Origin of the sequence: Burkholderia sp. AU33545, from assembly GCF_020419685.1 — a bacterium.
Lineage (GTDB): Bacteria > Pseudomonadota > Gammaproteobacteria > Burkholderiales > Burkholderiaceae > Burkholderia > Burkholderia diffusa.
Genome location: NZ_JAIZRQ010000005.1, coordinates 496,297 through 511,354 on the forward strand (window position 1 = coordinate 496,297; position 15,058 = coordinate 511,354).

16 protein-coding genes are annotated in these 15,058 nt (G+C 66.5%); 8 read left to right on the top strand and 8 right to left on the bottom strand.

Annotated features, from left to right (window positions below):
* Positions 1-2: 2 nt before the first annotated feature.
* The 6 genes from LGM71_RS19795 to LGM71_RS19820 form a co-directional block, all read right to left on the bottom strand.
* The gene (locus LGM71_RS19795) at positions 3-1,058 is read right to left on the bottom strand and encodes a bifunctional UDP-4-keto-pentose/UDP-xylose synthase (RefSeq protein ID WP_059604266.1); all 1,056 of its coding nucleotides are present in this window, start codon (positions 1,056-1,058) and stop codon (positions 3-5) included.
* Positions 1,055-2,002: a formyltransferase gene (locus LGM71_RS19800; RefSeq protein WP_226116063.1), complete on the bottom strand. Its 948-nt coding sequence runs from the start codon at positions 2,000-2,002 to the stop codon at positions 1,055-1,057. The genes LGM71_RS19795 and LGM71_RS19800 overlap by 4 nt, the downstream gene beginning before the upstream one ends.
* Positions 1,999-3,021, bottom strand: a complete 1,023-nt coding sequence (locus LGM71_RS19805; protein ID WP_059604272.1) for a glycosyltransferase — start codon at positions 3,019-3,021, stop codon at positions 1,999-2,001. Before LGM71_RS19805 ends, LGM71_RS19800 begins: the two co-directional genes overlap by 4 nt.
* A 6-nt stretch (positions 3,022-3,027) precedes the next feature.
* Complete coding sequence (locus LGM71_RS19810) at positions 3,028-4,179, bottom strand: DegT/DnrJ/EryC1/StrS family aminotransferase (protein WP_226116065.1); 1,152 nt, start codon at positions 4,177-4,179, stop codon at positions 3,028-3,030.
* 136 nt (positions 4,180-4,315) lie between these two features.
* On the bottom strand, positions 4,316-4,687 hold the full coding sequence (locus LGM71_RS19815; protein ID WP_014896865.1) for an EamA family transporter: 372 nt from the start codon (positions 4,685-4,687) through the stop codon (positions 4,316-4,318).
* 13 nt (positions 4,688-4,700) lie between these two features.
* Positions 4,701-6,377 (bottom strand): glycosyltransferase family 39 protein, encoded by a 1,677-nt coding sequence (locus LGM71_RS19820; protein WP_226116067.1) that lies wholly within the window; start codon positions 6,375-6,377, stop codon positions 4,701-4,703.
* Here LGM71_RS19820 and LGM71_RS19825 point away from each other — a divergent pair.
* Entirely contained in the window at positions 6,376-6,516 is a 141-nt protein-coding gene (locus LGM71_RS19825) for a hypothetical protein (RefSeq protein WP_174908827.1), read from the top strand. The two genes, LGM71_RS19820 and LGM71_RS19825, sit on opposite strands and share 2 nt — an antisense overlap.
* Here the strand turns inward: LGM71_RS19825 and LGM71_RS19830 are convergent.
* Entirely contained in the window at positions 6,513-6,887 is a 375-nt protein-coding gene (locus LGM71_RS19830; protein WP_059604281.1) for an Mth938-like domain-containing protein, read from the bottom strand. The two genes, LGM71_RS19825 and LGM71_RS19830, sit on opposite strands and share 4 nt — an antisense overlap.
* A gap of 316 nt (positions 6,888-7,203) precedes the next feature.
* On the opposite strand from LGM71_RS19830, the gene LGM71_RS19835 reads away from it, so the two are divergent.
* From LGM71_RS19835 to LGM71_RS19860, 6 genes are all read left to right on the top strand, one after another.
* Positions 7,204-8,442 carry a pyridoxal phosphate-dependent aminotransferase gene (locus LGM71_RS19835; protein WP_059604283.1) on the top strand — a complete coding sequence of 413 codons (1,239 nt, stop codon included), beginning with the start codon at positions 7,204-7,206 and terminating at the stop codon, positions 8,440-8,442.
* Positions 8,443-8,494: 52 nt separating this feature from the next.
* On the top strand, positions 8,495-9,823 hold the full coding sequence (locus LGM71_RS19840) for a homoserine dehydrogenase (protein WP_124622609.1): 1,329 nt from the start codon (positions 8,495-8,497) through the stop codon (positions 9,821-9,823).
* Positions 9,824-9,837: 14 nt separating this feature from the next.
* Positions 9,838-11,289, top strand: coding sequence for a threonine synthase (gene thrC / locus LGM71_RS19845; RefSeq protein WP_174908829.1), 1,452 nt, complete (start codon positions 9,838-9,840; stop codon positions 11,287-11,289).
* 266 nt (positions 11,290-11,555) lie between these two features.
* Complete coding sequence (glp, locus tag LGM71_RS19850) at positions 11,556-12,803, top strand: gephyrin-like molybdotransferase Glp (protein WP_059680094.1); 1,248 nt, start codon at positions 11,556-11,558, stop codon at positions 12,801-12,803.
* 19 nt (positions 12,804-12,822) lie between these two features.
* Positions 12,823-13,080 (top strand): molybdopterin converting factor subunit 1, encoded by a 258-nt coding sequence (gene moaD, locus LGM71_RS19855; protein ID WP_006758354.1) that lies wholly within the window; start codon positions 12,823-12,825, stop codon positions 13,078-13,080.
* A gap of 10 nt (positions 13,081-13,090) precedes the next feature.
* Positions 13,091-13,567: a molybdenum cofactor biosynthesis protein MoaE gene (locus LGM71_RS19860; RefSeq protein WP_059604296.1), complete on the top strand. Its 477-nt coding sequence runs from the start codon at positions 13,091-13,093 to the stop codon at positions 13,565-13,567.
* 69 nt (positions 13,568-13,636) lie between these two features.
* Here LGM71_RS19860 and LGM71_RS19865 read toward each other — a convergent pair whose 3' ends face one another.
* Positions 13,637-14,197 carry a group III truncated hemoglobin gene (locus LGM71_RS19865; RefSeq protein WP_059604299.1) on the bottom strand — a complete coding sequence of 187 codons (561 nt, stop codon included), beginning with the start codon at positions 14,195-14,197 and terminating at the stop codon, positions 13,637-13,639.
* Between the two features lie 265 nt (positions 14,198-14,462).
* Between LGM71_RS19865 and LGM71_RS19870 the strand changes: the two genes are divergently transcribed.
* Complete coding sequence (locus LGM71_RS19870; RefSeq protein WP_226116069.1) at positions 14,463-14,981, top strand: Rrf2 family transcriptional regulator; 519 nt, start codon at positions 14,463-14,465, stop codon at positions 14,979-14,981.
* The last annotated feature ends 77 nt before the right edge of the window (positions 14,982-15,058 follow it).

The window sequence follows — 15,058 nt, forward strand, 5'->3', positions numbered from 1 at the left end:
CGTCAGTTCTGCTGCTCGACCAGCGCGCGCGCGTCGGCGACATGGCCGCGATACGCTTCGAAGATCTTGCGCAGCGCATCGTCGAACGTCGATTGCGGCGCCCATGCGAGCTCCTGCATCGTGTTGTCGATCTTCGGCACGCGGTTCTGCACGTCCTGGTAGCCGTTGCCGTAATAGGCGCCCGACGTCGTTTCGACGAGCTGCACCTGCTTCGCGGAGCCGGCATATTCCGGGTATTCGGCGGCCAGTTCGAGCATCTTGTGCGCGAGCTCGCGAACCGAGAAGTTGTTCTCCGGATTGCCGATGTTGTAGATCTTGCCCGACGCGATGCCGTTCTTGTTCTCGATGATCTTCATCAGCGCGCTGATGCCGTCGTCGATATCGGTGAACGCGCGCTTCTGCGAGCCGCCGTCCACGAGGCTGATGTTCTCGCCGCGCACGATGTGGCCGAGGAACTGCGTGACGACGCGCGAGCTGCCTTCCTTCGGCGTGTAGATCGAGTCGAGGCCCGGGCCGATCCAGTTGAACGGACGGAACAGCGTGAAGTTCAGGCCTTCCATTCCATAGCCCCAGATCACGCGGTCCATCAGCTGCTTCGAGCAGGCGTAGATCCAGCGCGGCTTGTTGATCGGGCCGTAGGTGAGCGCCGATGCATCCGGGTCGAACTGCTCGTCCGAGCACATGCCGTAGACCTCGGAGGTCGACGGGAACACGAGGTGCTTGCCGTACTTGACGGCCGAACGCACGATCGGCAGGTTCGCCTCGAAGTCGAGCTCGAACACGCGCAGCGGCTGCTGGACGTAGGTCGCGGGCGTCGCGATCGCCACGAGCGGCAGGATCACGTCGCACTTCTTCACGTGATACTCGACCCACTCCTTGTTGATCGTGATGTCGCCTTCGAAGAAGTGCATCCGCTCGTGGTTGACGAGGTCGCCCAGCCGATCGGTCTGCATGTCCATGCCGAACACTTCCCAATCGGTGGTTTCAAGAATGCGCTTCGACAGGTGATGGCCGATGAAGCCGTTCACACCCAGGATCAGGACTTTTTTTGCTTTCATGAATGACGGGAAGAATGAATGAACTGCGCGAATTCCGCGGGCGTCACGACGGTTTCGCTGCCGTCGCGCTGCTGCCACAGCTCGAGAATGGATAGGGCGCGGCTGTCGCCGCAGACGCCGAATAGCGCATTATCGCTTACGTGCAGGCCGGGCGGCAAATCCGCCGCGGCCGCGGCGACCGCGCTGCCGGGCGCCGCGAGGCGCGCGCGGGCGATCACGAACCGCGTGCCGCCGACGTCGGTGAACGCGCCCGGATACGGGGGCGCGACCGCGCGAACCAGGTTGTAGACCTGCGCGGCCGGCTTCGACCAGTCGACGCGGCCGTCCTCCGGCTTGCGTCCGCCGAAGTAGCTGCCGTTCGCGAGATCGTTCGGCAGATGTGGCGCATCGCCCGCGAGCAGCGCGGGCAGCACGCGCCAGAGCGTCTGCTCGGCGGCCACCGTCACCTTGTCGAACACCTGCGTGGCCGTGTCGTCCGGCAGGATCGGCACCGCCGTCTGGCCGATGATCGCGCCGGCGTCGGGCTTCGCGGCCATCTCGTGCAGCGTCGCACCGGTTTCCGTTTCACCGTTCAGCACGGCCCAGTTCGTCGGTACCCGACCCCGGTATTTCGGCAGCAGCGAACCGTGCATGTTGTACGCGCCGCGTGGCGCGATCGCGAGCAGATCCACCGGCAGCATGTGGCGGTAGTAGAACGAGAAGATGAAGTCCGGCTGCGCGTCGGCTATCGCGCGGCGCAATGCCGGATCGGCGGGGTCGGCCGGCGTGACGACCGGGATCCCGTGCTCGGCGGCGACGGATGCGACGCTGCCGAACCAGATGTTCTCGTTCGGGTTGTCCTCGTGCGTGACGACGAGCGCGACGTCGACGCCGCGCGCGAGCAGCACCTGCAGGCACCGCACGCCGACGTTGTGATAGGCGAAGACGACGGCGCGCGGCTTCATTGCGACACCCCCGTGCGGTTCGTGCCGACCGGCACCGCCGGCATGCCGTCATGCTGTTCGAGCACGGCCTGGATCAGGTAGCGTGGCCGTGCACGCACTTGCTGGTAGATGCGGCCGACGTATTCGCCGAGCAGGCCGAGCGCGAAGATGATCACGCCGAGCAGGAAGAACGTGATCGCGAACAGCGTGAACACGCCTTGCACTTCCGCGCCGACGATGAAACGGCGCACGAGCAGCAGCACGAACAGCGCGGCGGAGCCGAGCGACAGGATCACGCCGATGAACGACAGCCACTGCAGCGGCACGACCGAGAAGCCCGTCACGAGGTCGAAGTTCAGCCGGATCAGGCTGTACAGCGAGTATTTCGACTCGCCCGCGAAGCGTTCTTCGTGCGCGACCTCGATTTCGGTCGGGTTCTGCGCGAAGGTATAGGCCAGCGCGGGGATGAACGTGTTGACTTCGCCGCACACGTTGATCGTGTCGATGATGCGGCGGCTGTACGCGCGCAGCATGCAGCCCTGGTCGGTCATCTTGATCCGCGTGATGCGCTCGCGCAGCCGGTTCATCATCTGCGATGCCTTGCGTCGCCACAGGCTGTCCTGACGCTGCTTGCGGATCGAGCCGACGTAGTCGTAGCCCTCGTGCATCTTTGCGATGAGCTTGCCGATTTCCTCTGGCGGGTTCTGCAGGTCGGCGTCGAGCGTGATGACGATATCGCCGCGCGACTGCGCGAAGCCGGCGAGGATCGCCATGTGCTGGCCGTAGTTGCCGTTGAGCAGCACGACGCGCGTCGTGTCGGGGCGCACGTGGAACTGGTCCGCCAGCATCGCGGCCGAGCGGTCGCGGCTGCCGTCGTTGATCAGGATCACTTCGTACGACGTGCCGAGTGCGTCGAGTGCCGGGTACAGGCGCGCGAACAGCGCGGCCAGGCCGTCTTCCTCGTTGTACACGGGGATGATGACCGATACCTCCGGGTTCGCGGCGCCCGGATGCCCGGCGCGTGCTTCAAGGTGATTCATGTACGCTTATTTTCCGTATTGTTCGCAAATCTGGTTGACGGCGTCGGCCACGCGACGCACGTCGTCTTCCGTCATCTGCGTGAAGAGCGGCAGCGTGACGGTCGATGCGCCGTATCGTTCGGCGTGGGGGAACATGCCCTCCTTGAAGCCGCGTGCACGATACAGCGTGAAAAGATGGATGGCCGGGTAGTGAACGCCGGTGCCGATCCCGCGTTCCTTCATCTGCGCCATGAAATCGGCGCGCGAGATCGACAGCCGGTCGAGCGGCAGCGTGACCTGGAACATGTGCCAGTTGCTGTTCTCGAAATCGGCGACGGGCAGGCCGAGCCCGAGTTTCACGGCCGGGCCGCCGTCGAGCGCGGCGAAGTACGCGCGCACGAGAGCGCGGCGCTGCGCGGTGAAGCGCTCGAGGTGCGGCAGCTGGCCGAGGCCGACGCGCGCGGCGACGTCGGTCAGGTTGTACTTGCCGCCGAGCACGTCGCAGTCCATCCCGTCGAAGCCGGTGCGCGTGATGCCCTGCAGCCGGTACTTCTGCGCGAGCGTCGCCTCGTCCTCGTTGTTCAGCACGAGCGCACCGCCTTCGATCGTCGTCAGGTTCTTGTTCGCGTGGAAGCTGAACGACACGATGTCGCCGATCGCGCCGATGCGCTTGCCTTTCCAGGTCGAGCCGAGCGCCTGCGCGGCGTCCTCGATCACGCGCAGGTTGTGCGCGCGCGCGATTGCGTACAGGCGGTCCATGTCGACCGGCAGGCCGGCCAGGTAGACCGGGATGATCGCCTTCGTGCGCGGCGTGATCGCCTGCTCGAGCTTGTCGAGGTCGATGTTGCGCGTGACGGGGTCGATGTCGGCGAATACGGGCGTCGCGCCCGTCTCGAGGATCACGTTGCTGGTCGACACCCACGACGCCGGCGTCGTGATCACCTCGTCGCCGAGGCCGACGCCCGCGATGCGCAGGCCGATCTCGAGCGTGCAGGTGCCCGAATTGAACGCGCGGACCGGACGGCCACCGCAGTACTCGGACAGCGCTGCCTCGAATTTCTGGCTTTGCGGGCCGGTGGTGATCCAGCCCGAGCGCAGCACTTCGACGACGCCCTGGATGGTTTCCTCGTCGATCTCGGGGCGGGTGAACGGCAGGAACGGAGCGGTAGTCTGGCTCATGAACGCTTGTGGCCTGTAATGGCTGGTAATAAAGGGGTCGGGCGATCCGGCCCGAAACCGGCATTAAACACCGGTTGCCGGATTCGTACCGTGATTTTTTGTAGGCGGACGCTTAATGCCGTCGGGCCGGGCGCGCTCAACTGCGCGCGAGCACGAGCACGCCGATCAGGATGATGCCGATGCCGACGAGCCGCTGGACCGACAGCACCTCGCCGAACAGGTACCAGGCGGCAAATGCGTTGACCACGTAGCCGAGCGACAACATCGGGTACGCGATCGATACGTCGACTCGCGACAGCCCGAGAATCCAGACGACCACGCTCAGCACGTAGCAGCCGAGGCCGCCGATGATCGGCAGCTGGGTCGCGATCTTCAGGCCGACCGGGATGATGTTCGCACGGCTGAATTCGAAGTGTCCAACGGCGTTGACACCGGCTTTCAGCAGGAGTTGCGCACAGGCGTTGAGCATCACGCCGGTGATGATGCAGACGAACGAAACGGGATTCATGCGGCGGGCGTCCTTACGATTGCGGTTTCTCGACGATCACGCGGCGGTTGTCGCGCGCGATCACGCGCATCGCCACGCCTTGCTTGACCAGCGTGTCGTACTGGCCGGGCGGCATGATCGCGAGCGCATGGGTGTCCTGCTTCCAGCGTTCGATCCATTGGTCGACGGTCGGGATCCATTTGTTCGGCTCGACCGAGATCCCGAATGCGAGTTCGTCCTGGCGCTGGACCATGATCGTCGTGTGGCCCATATAGAACGGGAACGTGTGATCGAGCATCTCGATCGAATAGAACGGTGTGTCGGGCGGCAGCTTCGCCAGTTCGGCGCGCACGGCGGGCGCGAGCAGCGCGCCCGAGCTGTAGCGGCCGAATTCATCGTGACCGGTGCCGCCGATCGTGCCGAACGCGAGCCACGCGGCGCCGAACGCGGTGATCGCGGCCGCGACACCCACGCGACGGTTCAGCCATGCGGCCGCGAGCGTCAGCGCACCCGCGACCGCGAGGCCCGCGTACAGCCATAGCTGGAACGCGCGGTACAGCGCGTTCGGCGTGCGGGCGTCGCCCTGATACGCGAGGAAGATGATCCCGAACGCCGCGACGACTAAGAATACGAGGTAGCCGAGCAGGTGACGGCGGAACCGGTCGGCGCTCATCAGCGGCAGGTACGCGCCGATCATCAGCGCGAGCGCTGGCGCGACCGGCAGCACGTAAGAGATCAGCTTCGAATGCGATGCGCTGAAGAACAGGAAGATGAACGCGCTCCAGATCAGCAGCACGAGCATCGGAGAGAAACCGTTCGGCTGGCGCGGCATGCGCAGTGCATGGCGGATGCTCTGCCATGCGACGGACAGCCACGGCAGGAAGCCGACCAGCAGCACCGGCACGAAATAGTAGAGCGGGCCCGGGCGGTTCTGTTCCGGGGTCAGATACCGGCGGAACTGCTGGACGATGAAGAAGAAGTTGAAGAACTCGGGGTTGCGCTGCTGGACGAGCACGAACCACGGCGTGACGATCGCGAAGAAGATCACGAGGCCGCTGACCAGGTACAGCCGCTTCCACAGCGCCCAGTCGCGGGCGATCAGCGTATAGAGCACCAGCACGGCGCCGGGCAGGATCAGGCCGACGAGGCCCTTGGACAGCACGGCGAACGCCATCGCGCCCCAGCACGCCCACATCCAGCCGCGCGCCGCGCCCGCCCGCAGCCCGGGCCGCTGCGCGAGCAGCAGCGAGCAGAGCGACAGCGTCATCCAGAACGCGAGCCCCATGTCGAGCGCGTTGAAGTGGCCCATCAGGTTCCAGTACGGCGAGCACGCGAGCACGACGGCCGCGAGGAAGCCGGACAGCGGGTTGAACAGGCGCGCGCCCGTGAAGCCGACCAGCAGCACGCCGGCGAAGCTGGCGAGGCCCGTGTAGAGGCGCGCCTGCCATTCGCCAATGCCGAACCACGCGAACGTCAGCGCGTTCAGCCAGGTCTGCAGCGGCGGCTTCTCGAAGTACTTGTAGCCGTTGTAGCGCGGTGTGATCCAGTCGCCGGTGACGAACATTTCCCGCGCCATTTCGGCGTAGCGGCCTTCGTCGCTCGGGATCAGGTGGCGCAGCCCGAGCGGCGCGAACCAGACGATCGCGAGTGCGACGAGCAGGAGGACGAGCGTGATGCGATTGAGCGGTAGCCTCGGCGGCGTATCGTTCATGGATTTTCAGCCTGTTGGTTGTTGTAAGAGCCGCCGGCGGGTTGCGCCGGGGGCGGCCGGCGTGCCGGTCATCGACCCGGAGGACGATCCGGGGATCGACCCGGTGTGCCGGCCCGAGTTTTACCGCAACGGTGATTAACGTTCAATTAAGAGCGCGGCGGCGACCTTGCGGCCCTCGGCCATCAGGATGTTGTAGGTACGGCAGGCAGCCTGGAAATCCATCGTCTCGACGCCGATGCGCTTGGCCGTGAGCATGGCCACGAGGCGCGGGTGTGGGAAGCGCAGCCGCGCGCCGCTGCCGAAGATCACGAGTTCGGGTGCCGGGTCGAGCAGCATCGCGAAATGCTCGGGCGCGAGCGCGTCGAACGACGACACGGGCCAGTCCCGCACCGGTGCGCCGGGCAGCACGATGACGCTTCCTTCGTGGCGTTGGAGGTTGACGTCGACATAATCGGGGCCGTAGCCGGTGACGGTGTTGAGCGCGCCGCTCGCGTCCTGGTGCAGTTTCAAATCGGTATTCCGCGGTTCCGTGGAGGGATTGTCTGGCAAGGGCCGCACGGGCCCGGGCGGCCGGTTTCGCGACCGCCGCGCGCGGGACGCCTGACGGCGCGGGCCCGGAGCGGCCATGGTGCATTGCGAAAGTCGGCCAAAATCCGCTAAATTATAACTTTTTGGTTGCCCCCGGGCGCCAGTTGCATCGTGCGTCGCCACAAGCCGCGTCCGACCGCCCGCATTTTCCCCAGTCTAGACAGCGCGCACAGACCGGCCGCTCTCCAGTTTTGATCCCGTCCCCCGGCCGCAAGGCCAACCCAGGAACCGTGTCGTCGTGAAACCGATTCAGAAGTCGAACAAGCTGCTCAACGTCTGCTACGACATCCGTGGCCCGGTGCTCGAGCACGCGAAGCGCCTCGAGGAAGAAGGCCACCGCATCATCAAGCTGAACATTGGCAACCTCGCGCCGTTCGGTTTCGACGCGCCGGACGAAATCATCCAGGACATGATCCGCAACCTGCCGGCGTCGTCCGGCTATTCGGATTCGAAGGGCGTGTTCTCGGCCCGCAAGGCCGTGATGCACTACACGCAGCAAAAGGGCGTCGTCGGCGTCGGCCTCGACGACATCTACATCGGCAACGGCGCGTCCGAGCTGATCGTGATGGCGACCCAGGCGCTCCTGAACGACGGCGACGAAGTGCTGCTGCCGGCGCCCGACTACCCGCTGTGGACGGCCGCCGTGAGCCTGTCGGGCGGCACGCCCGTGCATTACGTGTGCGACGAGCAGAACGCGTGGATGCCCGACCTCGACGACATCCGCCGCAAGATCACGCCGAACACCAAGGCGATCGTCGTGATCAACCCGAACAACCCGACCGGCGCGCTTTATTCCGACGAATTGCTGCGCGATCTGCTCGAGATCGCGCGCCAGCACGGGCTGATCGTGTTTGCCGACGAGGTCTACGACAAGATCGTCTACGACGGGCTCGAGCACACGGCGCTGGGCTCGCTGTCGGAAGACGTGATCACCGTCACGTTCAACAGCCTGTCGAAGAGCTATCGCTCATGCGGCTACCGCGCGGGCTGGATGGCCGTGTCGGGCCTCGGCGGCGACAACCGCCGGCGCGCGAAGGATTACCTCGAGGGGCTCGGGATCCTGTCGTCGATGCGCCTGTGCGCCAACGTGCCCGGCCAGTTCGCGATCCAGACCGCGCTCGGCGGCTACCAGAGCATCAACGAGCTGATCGTGCCGAGCGGGCGCCTGTACAAGCAGCGCGAACTGGCGTATGACATGCTCACGTCGATTCCCGGCGTGACCTGCGTGAAGCCGCAGGCCGCGCTGTACATGTTCCCGCGCCTCGATCCGAAGCTCTATCCGATCCAGAACGACCAGCAGTTCATCCTCGACCTGTTGCTCGAGGAACGCGTGCTGCTCGTGCAGGGCACGGGCTTCAACTGGGCGGCGCCGGATCACTTCCGCGTGGTCTTCCTGCCGAACCTCGACGACCTGACCGATTCGATCAACCGGATCGCGCGCTTCCTCGACGGCTACCGCAAGCGCCATTCGGTCTGAGCGGACATCGTCCCCGGCATTCATTCACTCTTACTCATCGATCACACGCAGCATGGAACCGATCAAAGTTGGCCTGTTGGGCTTCGGCACCGTCGGCAGCGGCACCTTCACGGTGCTGCACCGCAACCAGGAAGAAATCAAGCGACGCGCGGGGCGCGGCATCGAGGTCGCGCGCATCGCGGTGCGCAACCCGGCCAAGGCGCAGGCCGCGCTCGGCGGTAACGCTGGCGCCGCGCAGATCACCGACGATTTCAACGCGGTCGTCGACGATCCGTCGATTTCGATCATCGCCGAGATGATCGGCGGCACGGGCATCGCGCGCGAGCTCGTGCTGCGCGCGATCGCGAACGGCAAGCACGTCGTGACGGCGAACAAGGCGCTGCTCGCGGTGCACGGCACCGAGATCTTCGAGGCCGCGCGCGAAAAGGGCGTGATGGTCGCGTTCGAGGCGGCCGTCGCCGGCGGCATCCCGATCATCAAGGCGCTGCGCGAAGGCCTGACCGCGAACCGCATCCAGTACATCGCGGGCATCATCAACGGCACGACGAACTACATCCTGTCGGAAATGCGCGACCGCGGCCTCGACTTCGCGACCGCGCTGAAGGCCGCACAGGAACTCGGCTACGCGGAAGCCGATCCGACCTTCGACATCGAAGGCGTCGACGCCGCGCACAAGGCGACGATCATGAGCGCGATCGCGTTCGGCGTGCCGGTCCAGTTCGACCGCGCGTACGTCGAAGGGATCAGCAAGCTCGACGCGACCGACATCCGCTACGCGGAAGAGCTCGGCTACCGGATCAAGCTGCTCGGCATCACGCGCCGCGCCGAAAACGGCATCGAGCTGCGCGTGCATCCGACGCTGATTCCCGAGAAGCGCCTGCTCGCGAACGTCGAGGGCGCGATGAACGCGGTCGTTGTGCACGGCGACGCGGTCGGCACGACGCTGTACTACGGCAAGGGCGCGGGCGCTGAGCCGACCGCTTCGGCGGTCGTCGCGGATCTCGTCGACGTCACGCGCCTGCACACGGCCGACCCCGAGCATCGCGTGCCGCACCTCGCGTTCCAGCCGGACAGCCTGTCGAACACGCCGATCCTGCCGATCGAGGAAGTCACGAGCGGCTACTACCTGCGCCTGCGGGTGGCCGACCAGACGGGCGTGCTCGCCAACATCACGCGCATCCTCGCCGAATCGGGCATCTCGATCGACGCGCTGCTGCAGAAGGAATCGGAGCAGGTCGACGACGCGAAGGGCGAAACCGACATCATCCTGATCACGCACGAGACGCAGGAGAAGCACGTGAACGCGGCGATCGCGCAGATCGAAGGCCTCGCGACGGTGGTCTCGAAGGTGACGAAGCTGCGCATGGAAGCGCTGAACTGAGGACCAGGAACGACATGAACTACATCTCCACGCGCGGCGCCGGCATCGGCGAGCGCCACACGTTCTCCGACATCCTGCTCGGCGGTCTCGCGAAGGACGGCGGGCTGTACCTGCCGGCCGAGTACCCGAAGGTGTCGGCCGACGAACTGGCGCGCTGGCGCACGCTGCCGTACGCGGATCTCGCGTTCGAGATCCTGTCGAAGTTCTGCGACGACGTGCCGGCCGACGACCTGCGCGCGATCACGCGCCGCACGTATACGGCCGCCGTATACAGCAACACGCGCCACGGCGAGAACGCGTCCGACATCACGCCGCTGAAGACGCTCGGCACCGAGAACGGCGCGCCGATCTCGCTGCTCGAACTGTCGAACGGCCCGACGCTCGCGTTCAAGGACATGGCGATGCAGCTGCTCGGCAACCTGTTCGAGTACACGCTCGCGAAGCACGGCGAAGCGCTGAACATCCTCGGCGCGACGTCGGGCGACACGGGCAGCGCGGCCGAATACGCGATGCGCGGCAAGGCCGGCGTGCGCGTGTTCATGCTGTCGCCGCACAAGAAGATGAGTGCGTTCCAGACCGCCCAGATGTTCAGTCTGCAGGATCCGAACATCTTCAACCTCGCGGTCGAAGGCGTGTTCGACGATTGCCAGGACATCGTGAAGGCCGTGTCGAACGATCACGCGTTCAAGGCGCGGCACAAGATCGGCACGGTCAATTCGATCAACTGGGCGCGCGTCGTCGCGCAGGTCGTGTACTACTTCAAGGGCTATTTCGCGGCGACGACGTCCAACGACGAGCGCGTGTCGTTCACGGTGCCGTCGGGCAACTTCGGCAACGTCTGCGCGGGTCACATCGCGCGGATGATGGGCCTGCCGATCGCCAAGCTCGTGGTCGCGACCAACGAGAACGACGTGCTCGACGAGTTCTTCCGCACTGGCGCATATCGCGTGCGCAGCGCGGAAAACACGTATCACACGAGCAGCCCGAGCATGGATATCTCGAAGGCGTCGAACTTCGAACGCTTCGTGTTCGACCTGCTCGGCCGCGATCCGGCACGCGTGATGCAGTTGTTCCGCGACGTCGAGGAGAAGGGCGGTTTCGATCTCGCGGCGAGCGGCGATTTCGCGCGCGTGGCCGAGTTCGGCTTCGTGTCGGGTCGCAGCAGCCACGCGGACCGCATCGCGACGATCCGTGACGTGTTCTCGCGCTACGACACGATGATCGATACGCACACGGCCGACGGCGTGAAGGTCGCGCGCGAGCACCTCGACGCGGGCGTGCCGATGGTCGTGCTCGAGACGGCCCAGCCGATCAAGTTCGGCGAGACGATCCGCGAAGCGCTCGATCGCGAGGCCGAGCGGCCGGCGGCATTCGACGGGCTCGAGGCGCTGCCGCAGCGTTTCGAGGTCGTGAAGGCCGATGCGCAGCAGGTGAAGGACTTCATTGCCGCGCATACGGGCGCGTAACGTAGCACCGGGGTAGCCTCGGGCCGCGGGGTCGCAAGCCCGGCGGCGCAGGACGGCCGGAATGCCGATTCGTCACACGGATCGGGGTTCCGGCCGTTTCGCTTGGTGGCGGCCGCGCGCAGGGGCGTTGTCAGATGGCGCGCGAATCAAGTGCCAGTGCCGCGCGTTCGCGCCGATCACGGTTGTCGCATGTCCGGCATATCGCACGTGGGCGCGATGGCGTCGCTACAATGACGTATTGATCCCAACGATCCCCGATTCCATCGATGTCGAACCCGAATCCCGCGGCGCCGCGCGCGCCGATGCTGTCGACCGCCGAAGCGCTCGCCGCGCTGCTCGAAGCCGCGAAGCCGCTGCCCGGCGCTGAAACCGTCGCCACGCTCGACGGGCTCGGCCGCGTGCTGGCGGCCGACGTGAGCTCGCCGCTCGACGTGCCGCCGATGCATACGAGCGCGATGGACGGCTATGCGGTGCGCGTCGCCGACCTGCTGCACGGCGAGCGGCGCTTGCCGGTGTCGCAGCGGATTCCGGCGGGCCATCCGGCCGCGCCGCTCGCGGCGGGCACGGCCGCACGAATCTTCACCGGCGCGACGGTGCCGCCCGGCGCCGATGCCGTCGTGATGCAGGAGCAGGCGTCGGCCGACGGCGATGCGGTCGAAATCCTCCACACGCCGAAGGCCGGTGAATGGATCACCGCGCAGGGCGCGGACATCCGCCAGGGTTCGGTGATCCTGCCGGCCGGTACGCGGCTTACGCCACAGGCGCTCGGGCTGGCCGCGTCGGTCGGCTGCGCGCAGCTGTCGGTCGCGCGGCGGATTCGCGTCGCGGTGTTCTTCACCGGCGACGAACTGACGATGCCGGGCGAGCCGCTGAAGCCCGGCGCGATCTACAATTCGAACCGCTTCACGCTACGCGGACTGCTTGAGCGGCTCGGCTGCCACGTGACCGACTACGGGATCGTGCCCGACTCGCTCGCCGCGACGCGCGACACGCTGCGTGAGGCCGCGCGCGATCACGACGTGATCCTGACGAGCGGCGGCGTATCGGTCGGCGACGAGGATCACGTGAAGCCGGCCGTCGAAGCCGAAGGTCGGCTCGCGCTGTGGCAGATCGCGATGAAGCCGGGCAAGCCGCTCGCGTTCGGCGCGGTGCGCCGCGGCGACGCGCATCCCGACGCGCACTTCATCGGGCTGCCGGGCAATCCCGTGTCGAGCTTCGTCACGTTCCTGCTGTTCGTGCGGCCGTTCCTGCTGCGCCTGTCCGGCGTGCGCGACGTCGCGCCGCGCGCGCTGTCGCTGCGCGCGGACTTCTCGCAAAGCAAGGGCGACCGGCGCAACGAATTCCTGCGCGCGCGCGTCAACGCGGCCGGCGGCCTCGACCTGTTCCCGAACCAGAGCTCGGCGGTGCTGACGTCGACAGTCTGGGGCGACGGCCTGATCGACAATCCGCCGCAGCACGCGATCAGCGCAGGCGAGACCGTGCGTTTCATTCCGTTTTCCGAACTGCTGTCGTAACGCGACGGCATCCTGACCCATGAAGATTCAATTGAAATTCTTTGCAAGCGTGCGCGAGGCACTGGGCGTGTCCGACGAGCAGGCCGACGTGCCGGACGGCGTGACGACCGTCGGCGACGTGCGCGCATGGCTGCGCCTGCGCGGCGGCGCGTGGGCCGAGACGCTCGCCGAAGGGCGCGCGTTGCGCATGGCATGCAATCACGAGATGACCGACCCCGATACGCGGCTCACCGACGGTTGCGAGGTCGCGTTTTTTCCGCCCGTGACGGGCGGTTGAGAGGCGGGCGATGGCTACGGTACGAGTGCAGGCCAACGATTTCGACCTGAACGCCGAAGTGGCGGCGCTACGCGCGCGCAACCCGAAGATCGGCGCGGTCGCCTGCTTCGTTGGCACCGTGCGCGACCTGAACGAAGGCGATTCGGTCGCGGCGATGGAGCTCGAGCATTATCCGGGGATGACCGAGAAGGCGCTCGAGAAGATCGCCGCCGAGGCTGGCCGGCGCTGGCCCGGGATCGACGTCGCGATCGTGCATCGCGTCGGCCGGCTGCTGCCGCTCGACCAGATCGTGATGGTCGCGACGGTCGCATCGCATCGCGGCGATGCGTTCGCGTCGTGCGAGTTCGTGATGGACTACCTGAAGACCGAGGCGCCGTTCTGGAAGAAGGAAACGACGCCCGACGGCGAGCGCTGGGTCGATGCTCGCAGCACCGACGATGCGGCGCTCGCGCGCTGGGGCGTCGAATCGGGCAACACGCCGCGTTGAGCGCGGCGTACGTGTCGTGCGGCGATGTGCCGCAGGCACTCGAGCGCTCCGGCGCTGCGAATCGAGGTGTCAGGCGTCCGGATCCGTGCCGCGCCCGATGATCTTCGTCGGAAACGGCTCGCCGCGGGCGCGTGACGGCAGCGCATGCGGATCGTCGCCCGTGTCGCGGCGGCGTGGCGCGATCGCGTCGAGCAGCGCCTGCTGCTCGGGTGGAATCTGATAATCCCAGCCGAAGCGGCTCAACTGCAGGCTCTGCGCGATGCGCAGCGCGGGCTCCATGAAGCGGATGGCCGCGGGCGGCGTGTAGCGCCCCTCGACGGTCTTCAGGAACAGCGACAGCCAGCGGCTGAAATGCGCGGGCTCGATCCCGTCGAGTGGCTGGTGCGCCTGCTGCACGTTGCCGCGATAGCCCTTGGTGCCGAGCACGAGGCTCGACCAGAAGCTCACCATCTTCGGCAGATGGTCGTCCCAGCGACCGTCCAGCTTCGCGTCAAACACGGGGCCGAGCAGCGGATCGGCGCGCACGCGGTCGTAGAACGCATACACGAGGTCGCGAATATTGTCTTCTGTTGGCTCGGCGTCGCGAGGGCGGGCCGGGGCGGTATCGGGCGAGGCGGGCAGGGCGGTCATGGAAAAAAGGGCCGGGAAAATCAGGGCGTCGGTGTCGTGCCCGCGGAACGGCAGCGTGGGCAACGCGCAGGACGCCGACAGAATTTTGACGCAAAATAGCGTCCATCAATGCCCGAAAAATGCGTAGATTTCATGAATATTATTGCGCGCAGGCCGTCCCGGCAACCCGGCGCCGTCAAGCGGCCTCGAGAACCGTCCCGGCGCGCGTTCCGATTGATCCGTCCCGCTTGATCGGGGCGCGATCGATCATTTTCCGTATTCGCTCATGAGACTCACTGACTACACCGACTATTCGCTGCGCGTCATGCTGTACCTCGCCGTGCGCGGCGAGGGGCTCGCGACGATCCAGGAGATCTCGGACGCCTACGGCATCTCGAAGAACCATCTGATGAAGGTCGTGCAGCAGCTCGGCGAGCTCGGCTGGGTCGATACCGTGCGCGGCCGCAACGGCGGGCTGCGGCTGTTCCCCGAATCGCTGAAGCTGACGGTCGGCCAGGTGGTGCGGGCGACCGAGAACGATTTCGCGCTGGTCGGCTGCTTTGCGGCCGACGGCGACGCGTCGCGCGACTGCGTGATCGAGCCGCATTGCCGCCTGAAGGGCGTGCTGGCGGCCGCGCGCGACGCATTCTTCGCCGAACTCGACCGTCACACGCTCGGCGAGCTGACCGTGCCCGCGTCGCCGCTCGTCGCGCTGCTGGGCATTCGTCCGATCGCGCTGGTGCGTGCCGAGGCGTCCGGGGATGACGCAGCGGCGTCCGCCGAATCGTCGTCGAAGGTCGGCTGACACGCCGGTACCACCGCCACCATCCGGGCGGCGGCCCGCCCGCAGGCCGCCGCATCGCCGCCCGGCTATTTTTGCGC

What these genes read in the sequence shown, in the direction of transcription:
- LGM71_RS19815 (WP_014896865.1), bottom strand. Translation starts at nt 4,687, where the DNA reads ATGAATCCCGTTTCGTTCGTCTGCATCATCACCGGCGTGATGCTCAAC.
- LGM71_RS19800 (WP_226116063.1), bottom strand. Translation starts at nt 2,002, where the DNA reads ATGAAGCCGCGCGCCGTCGTCTTCGCCTATCACAACGTCGGCGTGCGG.
- LGM71_RS19865 (WP_059604299.1), bottom strand. Translation starts at nt 14,197, where the DNA reads ATGACCGCCCTGCCCGCCTCGCCCGATACCGCCCCGGCCCGCCCTCGC.
- LGM71_RS19840 (WP_124622609.1), top strand. Translation starts at nt 8,495, where the DNA reads ATGGAACCGATCAAAGTTGGCCTGTTGGGCTTCGGCACCGTCGGCAGC.
- LGM71_RS19820 (WP_226116067.1), bottom strand. Translation starts at nt 6,377, where the DNA reads ATGAACGATACGCCGCCGAGGCTACCGCTCAATCGCATCACGCTCGTC.
- moaD (WP_006758354.1), top strand. Translation starts at nt 12,823, where the DNA reads ATGAAGATTCAATTGAAATTCTTTGCAAGCGTGCGCGAGGCACTGGGC.
- LGM71_RS19860 (WP_059604296.1), top strand. Translation starts at nt 13,091, where the DNA reads ATGGCTACGGTACGAGTGCAGGCCAACGATTTCGACCTGAACGCCGAA.
- LGM71_RS19795 (WP_059604266.1), bottom strand. Translation starts at nt 1,058, where the DNA reads ATGAAAGCAAAAAAAGTCCTGATCCTGGGTGTGAACGGCTTCATCGGC.
- LGM71_RS19870 (WP_226116069.1), top strand. Translation starts at nt 14,463, where the DNA reads ATGAGACTCACTGACTACACCGACTATTCGCTGCGCGTCATGCTGTAC.
- thrC (WP_174908829.1), top strand. Translation starts at nt 9,838, where the DNA reads ATGAACTACATCTCCACGCGCGGCGCCGGCATCGGCGAGCGCCACACG.
- LGM71_RS19810 (WP_226116065.1), bottom strand. Translation starts at nt 4,179, where the DNA reads ATGAGCCAGACTACCGCTCCGTTCCTGCCGTTCACCCGCCCCGAGATC.
- LGM71_RS19825 (WP_174908827.1), top strand. Translation starts at nt 6,376, where the DNA reads ATGGATTTTCAGCCTGTTGGTTGTTGTAAGAGCCGCCGGCGGGTTGCG.
- glp (WP_059680094.1), top strand. Translation starts at nt 11,556, where the DNA reads ATGTCGAACCCGAATCCCGCGGCGCCGCGCGCGCCGATGCTGTCGACC.
- LGM71_RS19805 (WP_059604272.1), bottom strand. Translation starts at nt 3,021, where the DNA reads ATGAATCACCTTGAAGCACGCGCCGGGCATCCGGGCGCCGCGAACCCG.